Annotated in this window: 15 protein-coding genes; 7 read left to right on the plus strand and 8 right to left on the minus strand. The window is 65.9% G+C overall.

Going from position 1 to position 16,481, the window contains the following annotated elements:
- Positions 1-32 precede the first annotated feature (32 nt).
- Genes QRM96_RS11680 through QRM96_RS11690 form a run of 3 tightly spaced genes read left to right on the plus strand, consistent with a single transcriptional unit; the run spans position 33 to position 2,258 of the window.
- Positions 33-323 carry a YegP family protein gene (locus tag QRM96_RS11680; protein WP_018761050.1) on the plus strand — a complete coding sequence of 97 codons (291 nt, stop codon included), beginning with the start codon at positions 33-35 and terminating at the stop codon, positions 321-323.
- Positions 323-1,033 (plus strand): HAD family hydrolase, encoded by a 711-nt coding sequence (locus QRM96_RS11685; protein WP_285319800.1) that lies wholly within the window; start codon positions 323-325, stop codon positions 1,031-1,033. Before QRM96_RS11680 ends, QRM96_RS11685 begins: the two co-directional genes overlap by 1 nt.
- Before the next feature lie 43 nt (positions 1,034-1,076).
- A complete protein-coding gene (locus QRM96_RS11690) occupies positions 1,077-2,258 on the plus strand; it encodes a zinc-dependent alcohol dehydrogenase (protein WP_026264394.1) in 1,182 nt (393 codons plus the stop codon).
- 87 nt (positions 2,259-2,345) lie between these two features.
- Here the strand turns inward: QRM96_RS11690 and QRM96_RS11695 are convergent, their stop codons facing one another.
- From QRM96_RS11695 to QRM96_RS11710, 4 genes are read right to left on the minus strand one after another with little or no spacing between them, the layout of a single operon-like run.
- Positions 2,346-3,158, minus strand: coding sequence for a bifunctional allantoicase/(S)-ureidoglycine aminohydrolase (locus QRM96_RS11695; protein WP_018761053.1), 813 nt, complete (start codon positions 3,156-3,158; stop codon positions 2,346-2,348).
- 16 nt (positions 3,159-3,174) lie between these two features.
- Entirely contained in the window at positions 3,175-4,449 is a 1,275-nt protein-coding gene (locus tag QRM96_RS11700) for a DUF6986 family protein (protein ID WP_285319802.1), read from the minus strand.
- Between the two features lies 1 nt (position 4,450).
- Entirely contained in the window at positions 4,451-6,049 is a 1,599-nt protein-coding gene (aceB, locus tag QRM96_RS11705; protein ID WP_285319803.1) for a malate synthase A, read from the minus strand.
- Between the two features lie 34 nt (positions 6,050-6,083).
- Entirely contained in the window at positions 6,084-7,535 is a 1,452-nt protein-coding gene (locus QRM96_RS11710; protein WP_285319804.1) for an NAD-dependent malic enzyme, read from the minus strand.
- Positions 7,536-7,756: 221 nt separating this feature from the next.
- Between QRM96_RS11710 and QRM96_RS11715 the strand changes: the two genes are divergently transcribed.
- Entirely contained in the window at positions 7,757-8,512 is a 756-nt protein-coding gene (locus QRM96_RS11715) for an IclR family transcriptional regulator (RefSeq protein ID WP_018761057.1), read from the plus strand.
- 76 nt (positions 8,513-8,588) lie between these two features.
- Here the strand turns inward: QRM96_RS11715 and QRM96_RS11720 are convergent, their stop codons facing one another.
- Together QRM96_RS11720 and pucL are read right to left on the minus strand one after the other, a co-directional pair.
- Positions 8,589-10,094 carry a nucleobase:cation symporter-2 family protein gene (locus QRM96_RS11720; protein ID WP_109044986.1) on the minus strand — a complete coding sequence of 502 codons (1,506 nt, stop codon included), beginning with the start codon at positions 10,092-10,094 and terminating at the stop codon, positions 8,589-8,591.
- 152 nt (positions 10,095-10,246) lie between these two features.
- The gene (gene pucL, locus QRM96_RS11725) at positions 10,247-11,155 is read right to left on the minus strand and encodes a factor-independent urate hydroxylase (RefSeq protein ID WP_285319806.1); all 909 of its coding nucleotides are present in this window, start codon (positions 11,153-11,155) and stop codon (positions 10,247-10,249) included.
- A 348-nt stretch (positions 11,156-11,503) separates the two neighbouring features.
- On the opposite strand from pucL, the gene QRM96_RS11730 reads away from it, so the two are divergent.
- Complete coding sequence (locus QRM96_RS11730) at positions 11,504-11,689, plus strand: hypothetical protein (RefSeq protein WP_109044984.1); 186 nt, start codon at positions 11,504-11,506, stop codon at positions 11,687-11,689.
- Positions 11,690-11,904: 215 nt separating this feature from the next.
- A complete protein-coding gene (locus QRM96_RS11735) occupies positions 11,905-12,930 on the plus strand; it encodes a glycoside hydrolase family 16 protein (RefSeq protein WP_285319809.1) in 1,026 nt (341 codons plus the stop codon).
- 9 nt (positions 12,931-12,939) lie between these two features.
- Here QRM96_RS11735 and ligD read toward each other — a convergent pair whose 3' ends face one another.
- Both ligD and QRM96_RS11745 read right to left on the minus strand, forming a co-directional pair.
- Entirely contained in the window at positions 12,940-14,184 is a 1,245-nt protein-coding gene (gene ligD / locus QRM96_RS11740) for a non-homologous end-joining DNA ligase (RefSeq protein ID WP_285319811.1), read from the minus strand.
- A gap of 39 nt (positions 14,185-14,223) precedes the next feature.
- Entirely contained in the window at positions 14,224-15,600 is a 1,377-nt protein-coding gene (locus tag QRM96_RS11745) for an 8-oxoguanine deaminase (RefSeq protein ID WP_285319812.1), read from the minus strand.
- A gap of 385 nt (positions 15,601-15,985) precedes the next feature.
- Here QRM96_RS11745 and QRM96_RS11750 point away from each other — a divergent pair, with 385 nt between their 5' ends.
- Positions 15,986-16,480 (plus strand): nucleoside deaminase, encoded by a 495-nt coding sequence (locus QRM96_RS11750; protein WP_018761064.1) that lies wholly within the window; start codon positions 15,986-15,988, stop codon positions 16,478-16,480.
- Position 16,481 lies beyond the last annotated feature (1 nt).

Here is a 16,481-nt window from a genome sequence, read left to right on the forward strand (position 1 = left end):
ACAATGCCGTGATTGACGGAGGAGTGATAGTTGTGGCCGGATTTTTTGAACTCGTGGATGCCCCTGACGGCGGATACCGGATCAGGATGATGGACGGAAGCGGGAACCTGATGGCCATTTCAGTGACTTTCCCGACTAAACGGGCGGCCGTCGCAGGCATTGCCATGGCCAGGGAAATCGCGGGCACGGGACTCATTCGGGACAAGAGCCTGGACGGCGCGGGTTCGGTGATACGGGAGCGGGTGCGGCCCGTCAGCTCCCCGAAGGAAGACGCGGCGAAACGGAAAAAAGCGCCGGATGTGCGGCGGACGGCCGTCGGCTGATGCCCGGAGCCTCCTCGCCGCCTGACAATGGACGCTACGGAGTCCTTTTTGACGTTGACGGGACGCTGATCGACTCGTCCTATATCCATACGCTCGCCTGGTGGGGCGCGTTCCGCCAGTACGGACACGATGTTCCGATGGCGGCCATCCACCACTTTGTCGGCATGGGCGGCGCCCGCCTGGTGGACAACCTCCTGCCGCCGGACCGGGACCGCTCCGAAGACGACGACGTCATGGCCAGCCACGGCGCCCTGTATGCCTCGCACTGGCCCTCGCTGCGTGCTTTCGCAGGGGCAAAGGAGCTCCTGGAGCAATGCCACTCGGACGGCTTGGCGGTGGCACTGGCGTCCTCGGCCCGGGAAAGGGACTTGCAGGTGATGCGCTCCGTGCTGGACGCGGACGCCTTTATCGATGCCGCCACGAGTTCCAAGGACGCTGAGGAAAGCAAGCCTGCGCCGGACATCCTCGCGGCGGCCATAAAAGCGCTCGGAATCGACGCCGCGAACGCCGTGTATGTCGGTGACGCCGTGTGGGACATGAAGGCTGCTGCTGCGCTGGATATTCCCGCCATCGGCGTCACCTGCGGCGGAATCAGCGCGACTGAACTCAGGGCCGCGGGCGCCGTCGAGGTCTATGAAAGCCCCCGTCACCTGCTGGAAAACCTTGGCTCAAGCGCCATTGGCCGGCTGCTGGCGCGCGGGAGCAACTGATCCACCCGAACTGCACCAGGGAAAGCAGCGCGAAAGGGAAACTGTGAAAGCACTGACGTGGCAAGGCAAGCGTTCTGTAAGCGTGGAGGAAGTTCCTGATCCGGTGATCCAGGAACCGACGGACGCGATCGTCCGCATCACGTCCACGGCCATTTGCGGCAGCGACCTGCACCTTTACGAGGTACTGGGCCCCTACATGCACAAGGGCGATGTCATTGGACATGAGCCGATGGGCATCGTGGAGGAGGTGGGCAGCGGGGTCACCAACCTCCGCAAAGGCGACCGCGTCGTGGTCCCTTTCAATATCTCGTGCGGCACGTGCTTCATGTGCAGGCAGGGCTTGCAGTCTCAATGCGAAACCACACAGGTCACGGAGCAGGGCTCCGGCGCGGCGCTGTTTGGGTATTCCGAGCTTTACGGCTCCGTTCCGGGTGGCCAGGCCGAATACCTGCGTGTGCCGCACGCGGATTACGGTCCTGTGAAGGTTGGCAAGGAGCTTCCGGATGAGCGGTACCTGTTCCTCTCCGACATCCTGCCCACCGCCTGGCAGGCCGTGGAGTACGCGGATGTCCCGGCCGGCGGCACCCTTGCCGTGTTCGGGCTGGGACCCGTGGGCCAGTTCGCCGGCCGCATTGGCGTACATCGTGGTTTCCGGGTGATCGGTATTGATCCCGTCCCCGAACGGCGCGCAATGGCGGCGCGGCACGGCGTGGAAACGCTCGACTACGGCAAGACCATTGGGGACGAACTCCGGGAGATGACCGCTGGGCGCGGCCCGGACGCGGTGGTGGACGCCGTCGGCATGGAAGCCCACGGTTCCCCCCTGGCAGGATTTGCACACCAGGCGCTTGGGCTGCTGCCGGACAAACTGGCGCAGAAAGCCATGGAGACAGGCGGCGTGGACCGTTTGGCCGCCCTGCATGCGTCCATCGACGCGGTCCGCCGCGGCGGCACCCTGTCGCTGAGCGGCGTCTACGGCGGCCAGGCCAGCCCGCTGCCCATGCTGACCATGTTCGATAAGCAACTTCAGGTCCGGATGGGGCAGTGCAACGTGCGTAACTGGACGGACCGCTTGCTCCCCCTGGTGGAGGACGACGACGATCCTCTGGGCGTAATGGACCTGGTCACCCACCGTGCGGGCTTGGATGGCGCGCCCGCCCTGTATGAAAAGTTCCAGAAAAAAGAAGACGGCTGTATCAAAGTGGTCCTTAACCCGGGCGCCTGAGCCCGGGTACCTGGATACCAAAGCAGGGGCTGTTACGGATCTTCCGTAACAGCCCCTGCTTTGTCTTTGCAGGCCCGGAGTGCGCGCCTAGGTGAGCTTCACCTGTCGGTTCATGTCCTTGTACAGCAGGTACCGGAACTCGCCGGGCCCGCCGGCGTAGCAGGCCTGCGGGCAGAAGGCGCGCAGCCACATGAAGTCACCCGCTTCCACCTCCACCCAGTCGTTGTTCAGCAGGTACATGGCCTTGCCCTCCAGGACGTACAGGCCGTGCTCCATGACATGGGTTTCCGGGAACGGGATCACGCCGCCGGGCTGGAACGTCACGATGTTCACCTGCATATCGTGGGCGAGGTCGTTGGAGTCCGTGAACCGGGTGGTCTTCCAGACGTCGTCCGTGTCCGGCATGGACGTGGGCTCCACGTCCTTCTCGTTGGTGACGAAGGACTTCGCCTCGTATCCTTCAAGCCGTTCGTAGGCCTTGCGGATCCAGTGGAAGGACACGACGTCGTCCGAAACGTTCTCCAGGCCCCACTCCGAACCAGCGGCCAGGTAGGCATAGCCGCCTTCCTCCAGCGGGTGCAGTTCGCCGTCCAGGGTGAGGTTGACCTTGCCGCGGGTTACGAAGATGACGCCTTCGACGCCGGCCTCGAACTCGGCCTTGGGAGCCCCGCCGCCCGGGCCGATTTCCACGATCAGCTGGGAGAACGTGGTGGCAAAGCCGGAGATGGGACGGGCGATGATCCAGGACCGGGTGTTCGAAAAGCCGGGCAGGTTGGACGTGACGATGTCCGTCATGACGCCCTTGGGGATCACCGTATACGCCTCGGTCACGATGGCACGCTCGGTGGTCAGGTGGGTCTGCGGCGGGAGTCCGCCGGTGGGGGAGTAGTACTTGCCCATGAGAGGGATCCTTTGCCTAGGAGTTGGAAGTGGTGGCGAGCCGAGGATGCGCCAGGCCGGTCAGCTGCGGAATTCCGACGCCGGCAAGCGCCTGGACTTCCTCGGCACCGACGGCGCCGCACTGGACTCCGCGGAGTACGAATGCGGCCAGGGCCCGGGCGGTGGCGGGCTCGTCCATGACCCCGCCTTCGGTCCGTTCCACGTAGTTGCGCAGCCTGCCCGCCGCGGCAGGCAGGCCCTCACGGTAGAAGGCATAGGTGGCTGCGAAGCGGCTGGCCAGCTGGGCGGGGTGCAGGTCCCAGCCCTGGTAGTAGCCGCGCTCCAGCGACCGCCGGACCAGCCGGCCGTGCAGCTGCCAGGCGTTCTCCACGTTGTCGCCCACCGGAATGATGTTGGTGGAACCGTCGGAGAGCCTGATGCCGGTGCCGGCGACGGCCAGCTGCATGACTTCCTTGGCGAAGTCGGCCACCGGGTGCTCCATGGACTGGTACTCGGCAGAGATCTGCAGCGATGCCGAGTAGTCGTAGGTGCCGTAGTGCAGCCCGCTGATCCTGCCGGGCACGGCATGCGGCAGCTGCGCTACCGGGGAGGTACCGTCAGGGCCGAGGATCAGCTGCGGCGTCTCCACCTGGACCTCGAAGCGGAGCCGTCCGGCGGGCAGGGAGTGGATATTCTCCAGCCTGGACACCGCGTAGTCCATCGCCTGGACCTGGGCCACGGTGGTGACCTTGGGCAGGGTCAGGACCAGGCCTTCCGGGAGTTCGCCGGCCGCGGCGAGGCCGGAGACAAACAGGTCCAGGGTGCGGAGGCCGCGGGCACGGGTGGGCGCCTCGAAGCACTTGAAGCGGATGCCGATGAACGGGGGAGCGGACCCGGCCTGGACGGCGGCGGCCACCGCGGCCGCTGCGGCAACCGCGGCGGCGTCCTCGGCGTCATCGCCCCGGTCCCCGAAGCCGTCTTCGAAGTCCAGCCGCAAGTCCTCGATCGGCTCGGCAGCCAGTTTGGCCGCCACCCGGGTGGCTACCGCCCCCGCAAGGCCTTCGTTGTGGCCCAGGAGCCGCCCCAGCTTTTCGAAGCCGCCGTGCGCATCCGCCGTCGCAGTTGCCTGGGCGCCCCAGTCCGCGGCGAGCGACGGCGTGAAACGGTCAGCGGGCACGTACACCGTGTGCACGGGCTGGCGTGAGCCGTCGTCACCGGGGTAGTTCTGCTCCAGCAGCCGGTCCGTGGCGGCCAGCTGTCCGTCGATGTGGGCCAGGTCCGCAGCCGAAAGGGAGGGTTTGGGTGCTGCCATCTCAGCCCACCAGTTCGTACGCGGGGGTGGTGAGGAAGTCCGTGTAGCCGTCCGAGAGGCAGATGTCCGCGATCAGGTCGCTGGCAGGCTGGTAGTAGCGGCGGAAGGCCTCGTCACCGAACTCGGTCCGGAGCCGCTCGGTCTCCTCGCCCAGGATCCGTTCCACCAGCTCCTTGGTCACCGTGTTGCCCGTGTCCGCCAGGATGGACTTGTTGCGGATTTGCTGCCACACCTGCGAGCGGGAGATCTCCGCGGTGGCGGCATCCTCCATCAGGTTGTGGATGGCCACGGCGCCGTTTCCGGACAGCCACACTGCCGTGTAGGCCACGGCCACATAGAGGTTCAGGCGCAGCCCGGCCTCGGTGACCTGGCCGTCGGCGGAGGAGACGTCGAGCAGCTGCTCCGCCGTGACCGACACTTCCGGGCGCTGCTTGTCCACCTGGTTCGGCTTGTCCCCCAGCACGGAGTCGAAGACCTCCCGGCAGGTGGAGACCAGGTCCGGGTGCGCAACCCAGGAGCCGTCGAAGCCGTCGTTGGCCTCGCGGGTCTTGTCCGCCCGCACCTTCTCGAACGCGGCTTCGGTTACTTCCGGGTGGCGCCGGTTGGGGATGACCGCGGCCATGCCGCCCATGGCGAAGGCGCCGCGCCGGTGGCAGGTCTTGACCAGGAGTTCGGTGTAGGCGCGCATGAACGGGGCGGTCATCGCCACGGAGGCGCGGTCCGGGAGGACGAATTCCTCGCCGGCATCGCGGAAGTACTTGATAATGCTGAACAGGTAGTCCCAGCGTCCTGCGTTCAGGCCAGAGGCGTGGTCCCGCAGTTCGTAGAGGATTTCGTCCATCTCGAAGGCTGCCGGGATGGTCTCGATCAGGACCGTTGCCCGGATGGTGCCCTGGTGGAGGCCAAGGTAGTCCTGGGCGAACACGAAGACGTCATTCCACAGCCTGGCCTCAAGGTGGCTCTCCATCTTGGGCAGGTAGTAGTAGGGGCCCTGGCCGTTGAGCACCAGCTGCTTGGCGATGTGGAAGAAGTGCAGCCCGAAGTCCACCAGGGCACCCACTGCGGGTTCGCCGTTGAGCAGCAGGTGTTTTTCCTGCATGTGCCAGCCGCGGGGCCGGGCCACCACCACGGCCAGCGGCGCGTCGGTGCGGAGCCGGTACTCCTTGCCTTCCTCCGACGTGTAGCTCAGTGTGCCTTGCGCGGCGTCCCGGAGATTGAGGATGGCGTCAATGACGTTGGCCCAGGTGGGGGTGCTGGCGTCCTCGAGGTCCGCCAGCCACACCTTGGCTCCGGAGTTCAGGGCGTTGATGGCCATCTTCGCCGGTGAGGCAGGCCCGGTCATTTCCACCCGGCGGTCCTGCAGGGCGGCGGGTGCGGGCGCAACTTTCCAGTCGCCGTCGCGCACCTCCTGCGTCTCCGGCAGGAAGTCCAGCTTGCCGGTCTCTGCCACCCGCTGCCGCTTGGCGGCACGGGCCGCCAGGAGCTCGTTGCGGGTGCCGGCGAACCGGTTGTGGAGCTCCTCCACGAAGGCCAGTGCCTTGGGGGTGAGGATCTCCTCAGCGCGGTTGATCGGCCGGGGATCTGTGACGGTGATGGCCATTTCTGGTCCTTTCCTTGTGCGGGAAGTCGGGCGGTCAGGCGGAGGCCAGTGCTGCCACCGGCTCCTTGGCGGAATCGGCGGGAACGGCAGCCGTTGCCACATGTGAGGCGTGGGCCGCGGCCGCGACGGCCGCCGCGACGTTGGCGGTCACGTGCGGGTCGAAGATGCTCGGGATGATGTAGCTGGCATTGAGCTCATTATCATTCACCCGGTTGGCGATTGCCTCCGCGGCGGCCACCAGCATTTCCGGGGTGATGTCGCTCGCTCCGACGTCCAGGAGCCCACGGAAGAGGCCCGGGAAGGCGAGGACGTTGTTGATTTGGTTGGGGAAGTCGCTGCGGCCGGTGGCCACGACGGCGGCGTGCCGGGAGGCGATGGCAGGGTCCACTTCGGGGGTGGGGTTGGCCATGGCGAAAACGATGGAGTCCTTTGCCATGGAGGCCACGTGCTCTTCGTCGAGGATGTTCGGGGCGGACACGCCGATGAAGACGTCCGCGCCTGCCAGGGCCTGGTGCAGGCTGCCGGAGAAACCCTCCTGGTTGGTGTTCTCAGCGATCCAGGTGCGGTGCGGATCGTTGTAGGTCTCGCCCTGGTGGATGGCGCCCGAGCGTCCTGCCGCCACGATGTGGCGGGCACCCTGGGCCTTGAGCAGCTGGATAATCGCTGAGCCTGCGGCGCCGACGCCGGAAACCACGATTTTCACGTCCTCGATCTTCTTGTCCACCACGCGCAGCGCGTTGACCAGTGCCGCGAGGGTCACGATGGCGGTGCCGTGCTGGTCGTCGTGGAACACCGGGATGTCCAGTTCCTCGCGCAGGCGGGCTTCGATTTCGAAGCAGCGCGGCGCGGCGATGTCCTCCAGGTTCACGCCGCCGAAGACGGGGGCCAGGAGCTTGACGGTGCGGATGATTTCCTCGGTGTCCTGGGTATCGAGGCAGACCGGCCACGCGTCCACGTTGGCGAACTGCTTGAAGAGGGCGGCCTTGCCTTCCATGACCGGGAGGGCGGCGGCGGGGCCGATGTTGCCCAGGCCCAGCACTGCGGAGCCATCGGTGACGACGGCGACGGTGTTGCGCTTGACGGTCAGGTTGCGGGCGGCGGCGGGGTCTTCGGCGATGGCCAGGCAGACGCGGGCCACGCCGGGGGTGTAGGCGCGCGACAGGTCGTCGCGGTTGCGCAGCGGGACCTTGGGGACCACTTCAAGCTTGCCGCCGAGGTGCATCAGGAAAGTGCGGTCCGAGACGTGCTGGACGGTGACCCCGTCGAGGGCGTTGAGGGCGTCCTTGACCCGCGCGGCGTGGGCGTCGTCGGTGGTGTTGCAGGTGACGTCGACGACGAGGGTTTCGTGGTGGGACTCGGTGACGTCCAGTGCGGTGATTGCGGCGCCGGCTGCTCCGACGGCTGCCGCGAGTTCGCTGGTGGCGCTGAAGCTCGACGGTGCTTCCACGCGCAGGGTGATCGAATTTCCGGGGCTGGGGTTCGCCATTGAATGTCCTCCTGTTAGGCCTTGTCCGGCTTCTGCTCTAATCCGAATATTTTCGTATTATGGATATTATTATCTACTTTATGGAAACACAACCCCTTCGCGATGTGACTGCCGAGGGACATCGCCGCGCGTCCTGCCGTGCTGTATGTTGGGTGGTCTAAGCAACTCTTTTCACGATGCGGATAAGAGTTGTCGGATTCCGAGCCATAGGAGACAACGGAATGGCAGAAAAAGCCTCCGGCGGAGTGCAGTCGGTGGAGCGCGTCTTCGAGCTGCTGGAGCTCATCACGGATGCCGGCGGCGACGTCACGCTCAGTGAACTGTCCTCGTCGACCGATTTGCCGCTTCCCACCATCCACCGCCTGCTCCGCACGCTGGTATCGCTCGGCTACATCCGCCAGCTGCCCAACCGGCGCTATGCCCTGGGTCCCCGGCTGATCCGGTTGGGCGAGGGCGCCAACAAGCAGCTCGGCGCCCTGGCCCGCCCCCAGCTCAAAACCCTGGTGGACCGCCTGGGGGAGACCTCCAATATGGCCGTGCTTGATTCGGACATGGTGATCTACGTGGCCCAGGTCCCTTCGCTGCACTCCATGCGCATGTTCACGGAGGTGGGCCGGCGCGCCCACACCCACGCCACCGGCGTCGGCAAGGCCATCCTGGCCCAGCTTGACGACGACACCGTCCGCGGCATCGTGGCCCGCGCCGGAATGCCCACCCCCACCGCCAAGAGCATTGGCGACGTCGAAGAACTCCTGGCCGACCTCAAGCTCATCCGCGAACGGGGCTACTCCATCGACGAGGAGGAGCAGGAGCTCGGTGTCCGCTGCTTTGCGATGGCGGTGCCCAACGCCCCAACGCCCACCGCGATCTCGGTGTCCGGCCCGGTGTCCCGGGTGGACGAAAACTTCGCCGACAAGGCCGTTCCCGTCCTCCGCGAGGCCGCCGAGGCCATCTCCCGCGAGCTCAACCGCACTTGATACTGCGGAACTGCTGACGACGACGGCCCGCACCTTCGCTGGAAGGTGCGGGCCGTCGTCGTTCGCTGTGTCCTTGCTAATGCTCCGATGCCTTTTCGGCTGAGTCGATCCGGACTTCCTTCCCGTCGCAGTCGATGAGCTTGCCGTTCTCGAACCTGTCGCCGTCCGCCAGGGAACGGAGGGCCTCCGCCTTGACCAGCCGCTCGGTGCCAGCGACGAAGACGGACTGGTTGTCCGAATTTCCAGCCCGGAAGTGGTTGAAGAGAAGGTTCAGCAGGATGGCCATGACGGCCGCGGAGCTGATGCCGGAGTGGAAGATGGTGCCGAACCAGGACGGGAACTGGTCGTAGAACGTGGGTGCGGCTATGGGGATCATCCCGAAGCCGATGGATGCGGCCACCACGATCAGGTTCATGTTGTTCTTGTAGTCCACTTTGGACAGGGTCCGGATGCCGCTGGCTGCAACCGTGCCGAAGAGCACCACGCCGGCACCGCCCAGGACGGGCGTCGGCACCGCGGCCACCACCCGGCCAAGGACGGGAAGCAGCCCGAGGACCACCAGGATTACGCCGCCGGCGCTGACCACGAACCTGCTCTTGACGCCGGTGATGGCCACCAGGCCCACGTTTTGGGCGAAGGCGCTCTGGGTGAAGGAGTTGAAGAGGGGCGAGACGGCGCTGGACAGCATATCCGCGCGCAGGCCGTTGCCGATCCTCTTGGAGTCCACCTTGGTGCCCACGATCTCGCCCACCGCGATGATGTCCGCGGACGTCTCCGTGAGGGTCACCAGGATGACGATCAGCATGGAGACGATGGCTGCGATCTCGAATGTGGGGGGTCCGAAGGCGAAGGGGGTGGGAAAGGCGACAATCTCGCCCTGGCCCACCTTGGAGAAGTCGGCCATGCCGAAAACCAGGGCGATGAGGGTGCCCAGGACCATGGCAAGGAGGATGGAGAGCCGGGAGATGGCCGCACTGCCCACCTTGCTCAGGAGCAGGACGATGCCCATGGTGCCGGCGGCGAGGCCGATGTTGGCCACGCTGCCGTAGTTCGGAGCCTTGTTGTTGCCGCCCATGGCCCAGTTGGCAGCCACCGGCATCAGCGTCAGGCCGATGGTGGTGATCACGGTTCCGGTCACCACCGGCGGGAAGAATCGGATGATCTTCGAGAACAGCGGGGTGATCAGCAGGCCGATCAGGGAGGCTGCGATGACGGATCCGAACACCGCCTGGATCCCGCCGCCGCCGTGCACGATGGCCACCATGGTGGAGACACCGGCGAAAGACACGCCCTGCACCAGCGGCAGCTGCGAGCCGAAGAACGGAATGCCGACGGTTTGCAGGATGGTGGCGAGGCCGCCGACGAACAGGCAGGCGGCGATGAGCAGGCCGATGTCCTGGGAGTTCATTCCCGCGGCGGCACCGATGATCAGGGGAGGGGCAATGATGCCGCCATACATGGTCAGGACGTGCTGGAAGCCGTAGGCAAACATGCTTCCAACGGGGAGCCGCTGGTCCTCGGGGCGGCCAGGCCGTGCGCCTTTTCCAGCGGCTGCGGCGGCAAGTTTCTTCTTGGTGTTCATGGCAGACTTTCTTGGTTCATGGCAGACGTCATCGTCTGGCTAACTGGTGTCTGGCTAACAGGTGTTGTGAAGATGTGGGAGTGGTGCCGGGTGTGGCGTCGACAGGCTCAACCACCGATGGCTGAGCCTGTCGAAACCATGGGCGTGGCCCTTTAGCAGAAGCCGGCGATGCCCGACCACGCCGCCGGTGCGGCAGCTGCGTCATCACGCTGGACGGTGGCCTCGATCAGGCCGTACGGCCGGTCGGCGGCGAAGAAAACCTCGTTGGGGTTGTCCAGGCCGAACGGCGAGAGATCCACCAGGAAGTGGTGTTTGTTGGGCATGGAGAACTTGATCTCGTCGATTTCGCTGTGCGCCTCCAGCACCTTTGCGCCCATGTCGAACAGGGTCTGCTGCAGTGCGTGGGAGTACTTCTCAGTGAAGCCTTCGAGCAGGAGGCCCTTGACGTCGTCGTAGCTCTTGTTGAAGTCCAGGCTGCTGAAGTCGGTGCCGGCCTTGAAGCGCCAGCGGGCTGAAACGTCCGTGGCGAGGATGCGGTCGGTGGTCTCCGGAAGCGTCGTGTAGCGGTCGCGGGGGTAGCCCACGAAGCCGGACTCCGTGGACTTGAGGACGGTCAGGTCCTTCAGTCCGGAGATCAGGTGGGTGGCGGCGCCGTCGCGGACCAGGACCGCGGTTCGCACTTCCCGGCCGTTGCGGACGAATGAGTGGTCGTGTTCGCTGCCGTGCGCCTGGATGCGGCTCCAGGCGTAGGATTCCGCTTCCCAGCGGCCGCCGGTGACCCAGTCGAAGCTGGAGGTGAAGTGCTCGCCGAGGCGCAGCAGGAACGCCTCGGGCGAACCGATGCCGTCCCGGGCGAAGGCGTAGATGGTGTTCTTCTGGGTGTCCGTGGCCACCACGTGGGCGTTGTCGCCTTCAAGGTGGGCCGCGGCGAAGTCGCCCCGCAGCTGCGAGGTGACGTTCAGGTCTTCGATCTCGTGGCGGTTGGTGTCCCTGGTGATCTTGACGACGCGGACTTCGGCCTTGCCGTACTGGTTTTCGCCGAGAATGATCTTGCTGCTCATGGTCTTTTCCCAATCTCCGGTAAGTGGAACCAAGGTTCCATCACTGAAATTAAGCGCGCGTTTCAAGCGCGTTTCCGGTGGAGCCGACCCAACAAAAAAGAGCCGGCATCCATTGATGCCAGCTCATTACGACCCTGCCTGCTGCTCCCAGGTTACGTGACGTGCGCCACGAGTTGCCTACCAGCGTACCCCCGCCGGCCGGTGGTGTACATCACAACCCCAAAAATCAGTTTGTGACCGGATCGCCCGGGAAGGGCCAGGCGGCCGACTGTTGACGCCCCGCAGTGTTGCTTCTAAACTTTCACAAAGCAGAATTTGCTTTCCGCAATATGAAATTAGGAGGTTTCGATGTACCAGCAGGACACCCCTTCCGTGCCGGCCGCCCCGGCCGCGGGAACCGGCGCACAGGAGTTCTACCTCCCCATCGGCGGCGGGATTGACCCGGACTTGTTCGTTCCGGAAGAACGGCACCACGAACGCGGGCTGTTCTCGCGCTGGGTCCACGCGTTGCCGGTATTCGGCCGGCGGATGTGAGTACCGCCCCTGCCTACCTGCGGAACCACGCCGGCCAAACACAAGTAGTCGCTACTGGCGACCCCGGCAGCGAACTCCCATAGCCTGAGGCGGTAAGTCGTTGCCCGGAGTTGGGCTTGCGTGCCTGCCCGGGCCGGATTTCCGTTGAGCGCCGGGGAGGCGAGGATGCAGGAACGTGTGAAGCAGCCCGATTCCCGACGTGGGACGTGCGGGGCATGTCCATGAAGACCCGCGTCCTGCAATGCGTATGCTGCCTCCTGGTGGTTGGCGGCCTTTCGGCCAGTGCGGTCCTCGCCCCGGCGGAGTCCGGACTGCCCGCGGATCCCGCGGAGGCGGCTTCCGGGTCGTCCGGAGTCATTATCCCTGCACCCTCTGGAAGTCCCGGGCCTACCGGCTCCGCCGCACCGGCAGCACCGCCGGAGGCCCCGGAAGTACCCGGATTGGATGCCTCAACCGGGGCTGCAGCGCCGGCCGACGCCGCCCCCTCGGAGGCCGTTCCTCCCGCTGCGCCACCCGCCGATGACACAGCCCAGGGCGACCCGCTGGAAGGCAAACCCGTCGTTTCCAGCCAGGGACTGGGCCCCGCCGGGGTTCCCGGCGCCTGGCACTTGGTGTTCGATGAGGAATTCAACACCCTGAACCCCGGTGTCTGGACCCCTTACTGGTTCAACGACTGTGATCCCAAGTCCAAGATGAACGGTGTCAAAACCTGCTCCAGCAACATCACGGTTGCCAACGGCGAGGCCGTCCTCCAGCTCTCCGACTCCGATTCCGGGGCGCTGCTGTCCACCAATCCCAAGGATGGGGTCTCCGGCCACGTGGGCTTCCAATACACCACGGGATACGTCGAAGCCCGCATCTATTTTCCGGGTACCTGCTCGGGCGGCATCTACAACTGGCCAGCCTGGTGGACCACCGGACAGTCCTATCCGAAAACCGGTGAGATTGACATAGCGGAGCCCTTGGCGGGGAACATGAGCACCGTGTATCACTCTGCGAGTGGCGGCGAGTTGGGAAGTGCCATCGTGGGGTGCTGGGCCGGTGGGTACCATACCTACGGCGTGCATCGGATGGCGGGTGTCAACGACATCTATTTCGACGGCCGCAAGGTCTATTCATATTCGTCCCAGGACGGCAACGCGCCGCACTACTTGCTCCTGAACGTGGGACTCAACCCCAACCAGAGGACGTTCGGACCGGCCGGAGCCATCAAAGTCGACTGGGTGCGGGTCTGGCAGTAGCGGCAAGGCTCAGGAACCGGGGCGTCCCGGCCACTGCTTGCCTGCCCAGGGGTCGTAGTCCGCGATGAGGTCCTCCTGCGGCGGGCGTTTGTCCTCGGGGACATGCTGGAGGTTGACGCGGACCCGGTACCAGAGCGAGCTGGACCCGCGCATCCCGTCGACAAGGACGTCGGCCGGCTGGAGGCCGCCAACGGCTGCGGGATGCCGGGCCTTCCACTGGTCAAGGGCTGCCAGCGCCTCGGGCTTTGTCTTGGTCCGGGCAACTTCGATAAGCGGCATCAGCGACTGCCGGCGGCCGCTTCCATTGCCGCTGCGGGGCGCTTTCTCTGCCGGGCCGAGTTTTTCGGCCAAGGCAAGGAGCCCGTCGAGTGTGCCCACCGCGTCATCAATGCCGGCGTGCGGGTCGCCGATGTCCGCAAAGCGCTGCGGTACCGTCTGCACTGTGAACTGCTCCGGCCGTGCGGTGCGGACTTCCTCCCACGTGAGCGGCGCAGACACCCGGGCGTCAGGCAGGGGCCTGACCGAGTAGGCGGAGGCCACGGTGCGGTCCTTGGCGTTCTGGTTGAAGTCCACAAACACGCTTTCACCGCGCTCCTCCTTCCACCACCGTGCCGTGGCGAGGCCGGGCGCGCGGTTTTCCACCTCCCGCGCAAGGGTTTCGGCGGCGAGCCGGACATCGCGGTACGACCACTGCGGGGCGATGCGTACCAGGATATGCAGCCCCCGCGACCCGCTCGTCTTCGGCCAGCCCACCAGCCCCGCGTCGGCCAGGACCTCCCGGGCCACGTAGGCGACGTCCACGATCTGCGACCAGTCCACGCCAGGCATCGGATCGAGGTCCACCCGCAGTTCGTCCGGGTGCTCCAGGTCTTCGGCCCTGACGGGATGCGGATTCAGGTCCAGGCAGCCAAGGTTGATGACCCAGGCCAGGCCCGCCGCATCCCGGATGACAGCTTCTTCTGCCGACGTTCCGGACGCGTAATGGAGTGTGGTGGTGTCGACGAAGGGTGGATGGTTCTCCGGCACGCGCTTCTGGAAGAAGGGCTCGGCGTTGATGCCCTTGGGAAACCGCTTGAGCACCATCGGCCTTCCACCCGCGCCGCGCAGCGCCCCGTCCGCCACGGCCAGGTAGTACCGCACCAGGTCCAGCTTGGTCAGCCCGGGGTCCGGGAACACCACCTTGTCCGGGCTCGAGATCCGGACCTCAACACCTTCGATATCCAGGACTTCGGCCGGCGTCTTTGACGGAGTCATGCCGCCACGGTAGCAGTGGCCCGGTTCCGTGTCAGCCGTTCACCGGACCCCGTTTACCAGGCGCTTGGCCGCCGCTGAGTGCTCAGCGATGAGCCCGGCGATGTCCAGGCCGGGGATTTGTCCATCCACGACGCGCCACTGGCCGCCCACCATCACCCGGTCGGCGCGGTCGGCGGCGCACAACAACAAGGCGGCGACGGGGTCATGGCTGCCTGAGAAGCGCAGGTCTTCGAGCGTGAACAGGGCAAGGTCGGCCTGCATCCCTGGCGCCAGCTGGCCCAGCCCGGGCCGTCCCAGCACTGCGGCCGAACCACGGGTGGCCCAGCCGAGTGCCCGCTCCACGGGGACATCAGCGCCATAGCGGAGGCGCTGGAGGTACAGCGCCTGCCGCGCCTCCAGGATCATGTTGGAAGCATCGTTCGACGCCGAGCCGTCCACTCCCAGCCCCACCGGAACGCCCGCATCCTCAAGTTCCAGGACCCGGGCCGTGCCCGAGGCGAGCCGCATGTTGGAGGTGGCGCAGTGGGCGACGGCGGTCCCCGCCGAACCGAGGCGGCCGATTTCTTCGTCGCTGAAGTGGATGCCGTGCCCCAGCCAGGTGCGGTCCGTCAGCCAGCCCACGCTCTCCAGGTAGTCCACGGTCCGCAGCCCAAACATCTCGCGACAGAAGTCCTCCTCGTCAAGGGTTTCGGCCAGGTGGGTGTGCAGCCGGACGTCCAGCCGTTCGGCGAGCGCGGCACTCTCGGCCATGATGTCCTTCGTGACGGAGAACGGCGAGCACGGCGCCAGGGCGATCTGGATGACGGCGTCCTCCCCGCGCTCGTGGTACGCGCCGATCAGCCGCTCGCTGTCCGCCAGCACCACCTCCGGTGCCTGGACCGTTGACTGCGGCGGCAGGCCGCCGTCGTCCGTTCCCAGCGTCATGGAGCCGCGGGTGAGTGTTGCCCGCATGCCCAGCCGGCGCACGGCCGCCACCTCGATGTCGATGGCGTTTTCCAGGCCGGCGGGGAAGAGGTAGTGGTGGTCGGCGGCGGTGGTGCAGCCGCTGAGCAGCAGCTCAGCGAGGGCGGCGGTGGCGGCGAGCTCCACATCCTTGGGCGTGAGCCGGGCCCAGACCGGATAGAGGTTCTGCAGCCAGGGGAACAGCGGGGCGTTGGCCACCGGACCCCAGGCGCGGGTGAGCGTTTGGTAGAAGTGGTGGTGGGTGTTGATCAGTCCCGGCAGCAGCACGTGGCTGCCGGCGTCGAACGTCTCGGCGCAGGGTTCGGACGGTATCTGTCCGGCCGCCAGGACCTCGGTGATGACGCCGCCGCTGATGACAACCCCGCCCGAGGCGTCAAGGTTGTTGGCGGTGAATGCGGCCTGCGGATTCCGGATCCAGAGCCGGGGTGCGGGTGCGGGAAGGGGCTGGTGCATGGGATGTTCCTGTCCTGAGCGCGGTGGCAATTTTCCAGCTCAGTGAGGCCCTGTCTGCTGATCCAGGTGGCCGCGGCGGACCGCGGATCCGATGAGATTAGCCAGCCCGGGCGCGGGGCGTCAACACCGGCGGGATGTGACTGGAGGGGGTTAGCGGACCGAAACATGGATTTCACATAGCGAAAATAAATTTCCAGAAAACTATGGCGCGGGCCACAAAGCGGTGCTAATCTCGATTCTGCCAAAGGCGGGCACCCGAACCCGGGAAGCTATCTACCAGGCGCAACTTAACCTTCACAGCACATGCTGAAGCCTGGTAACCGTCGCACCTGGTTCTACTGGTCCTTGCACGGCAACAGGCTTCCCGGCAAAAGGAAGTCGCATCATGAGTACCACCGTCACGGCCGAGCAGTTCCTGGCCAGATCCATTCGGCTGGCAACAGCCAACGTCCTGAACAGCGGCGGCCCGTTCGGCGCCATGATCGTCACCGCGGACGGCAAAACGTTCGACGGCGTCAACCGCGTCACTGCGGACAACGATCCCACGGCCCACGCCGAAGTCACCGCCATCCGCACCGCCTGCCGCGAACTCGGCACCTTCGACCTCAGCGGTGCGGTCCTCTACACCAGCTGCGAGCCATGCCCCATGTGCCTGGCCTCCGCCCTCTGGGCCCGTGTTGACCGCGTGGTCTACGCCGCCGACCGGCACGATGCCGCCTCCGTGGGCTTCGACGACGCCGTCTTTTACGAATACTTCGAAAACCAGGACAGGGACTCCCTGATGCCGGTATCCAAGCTGGAACTGGGCGATCCCCAGGCACCTGCACCGCTGGAACCGTTCAATACCTGGAACACGCTCGAATCCAGGATCGACTACTAGG

The organism is Pseudarthrobacter sp. lyk4-40-TYG-27 (assembly GCF_030209295.1).
Classification (GTDB): domain Bacteria; phylum Actinomycetota; class Actinomycetes; order Actinomycetales; family Micrococcaceae; genus Arthrobacter.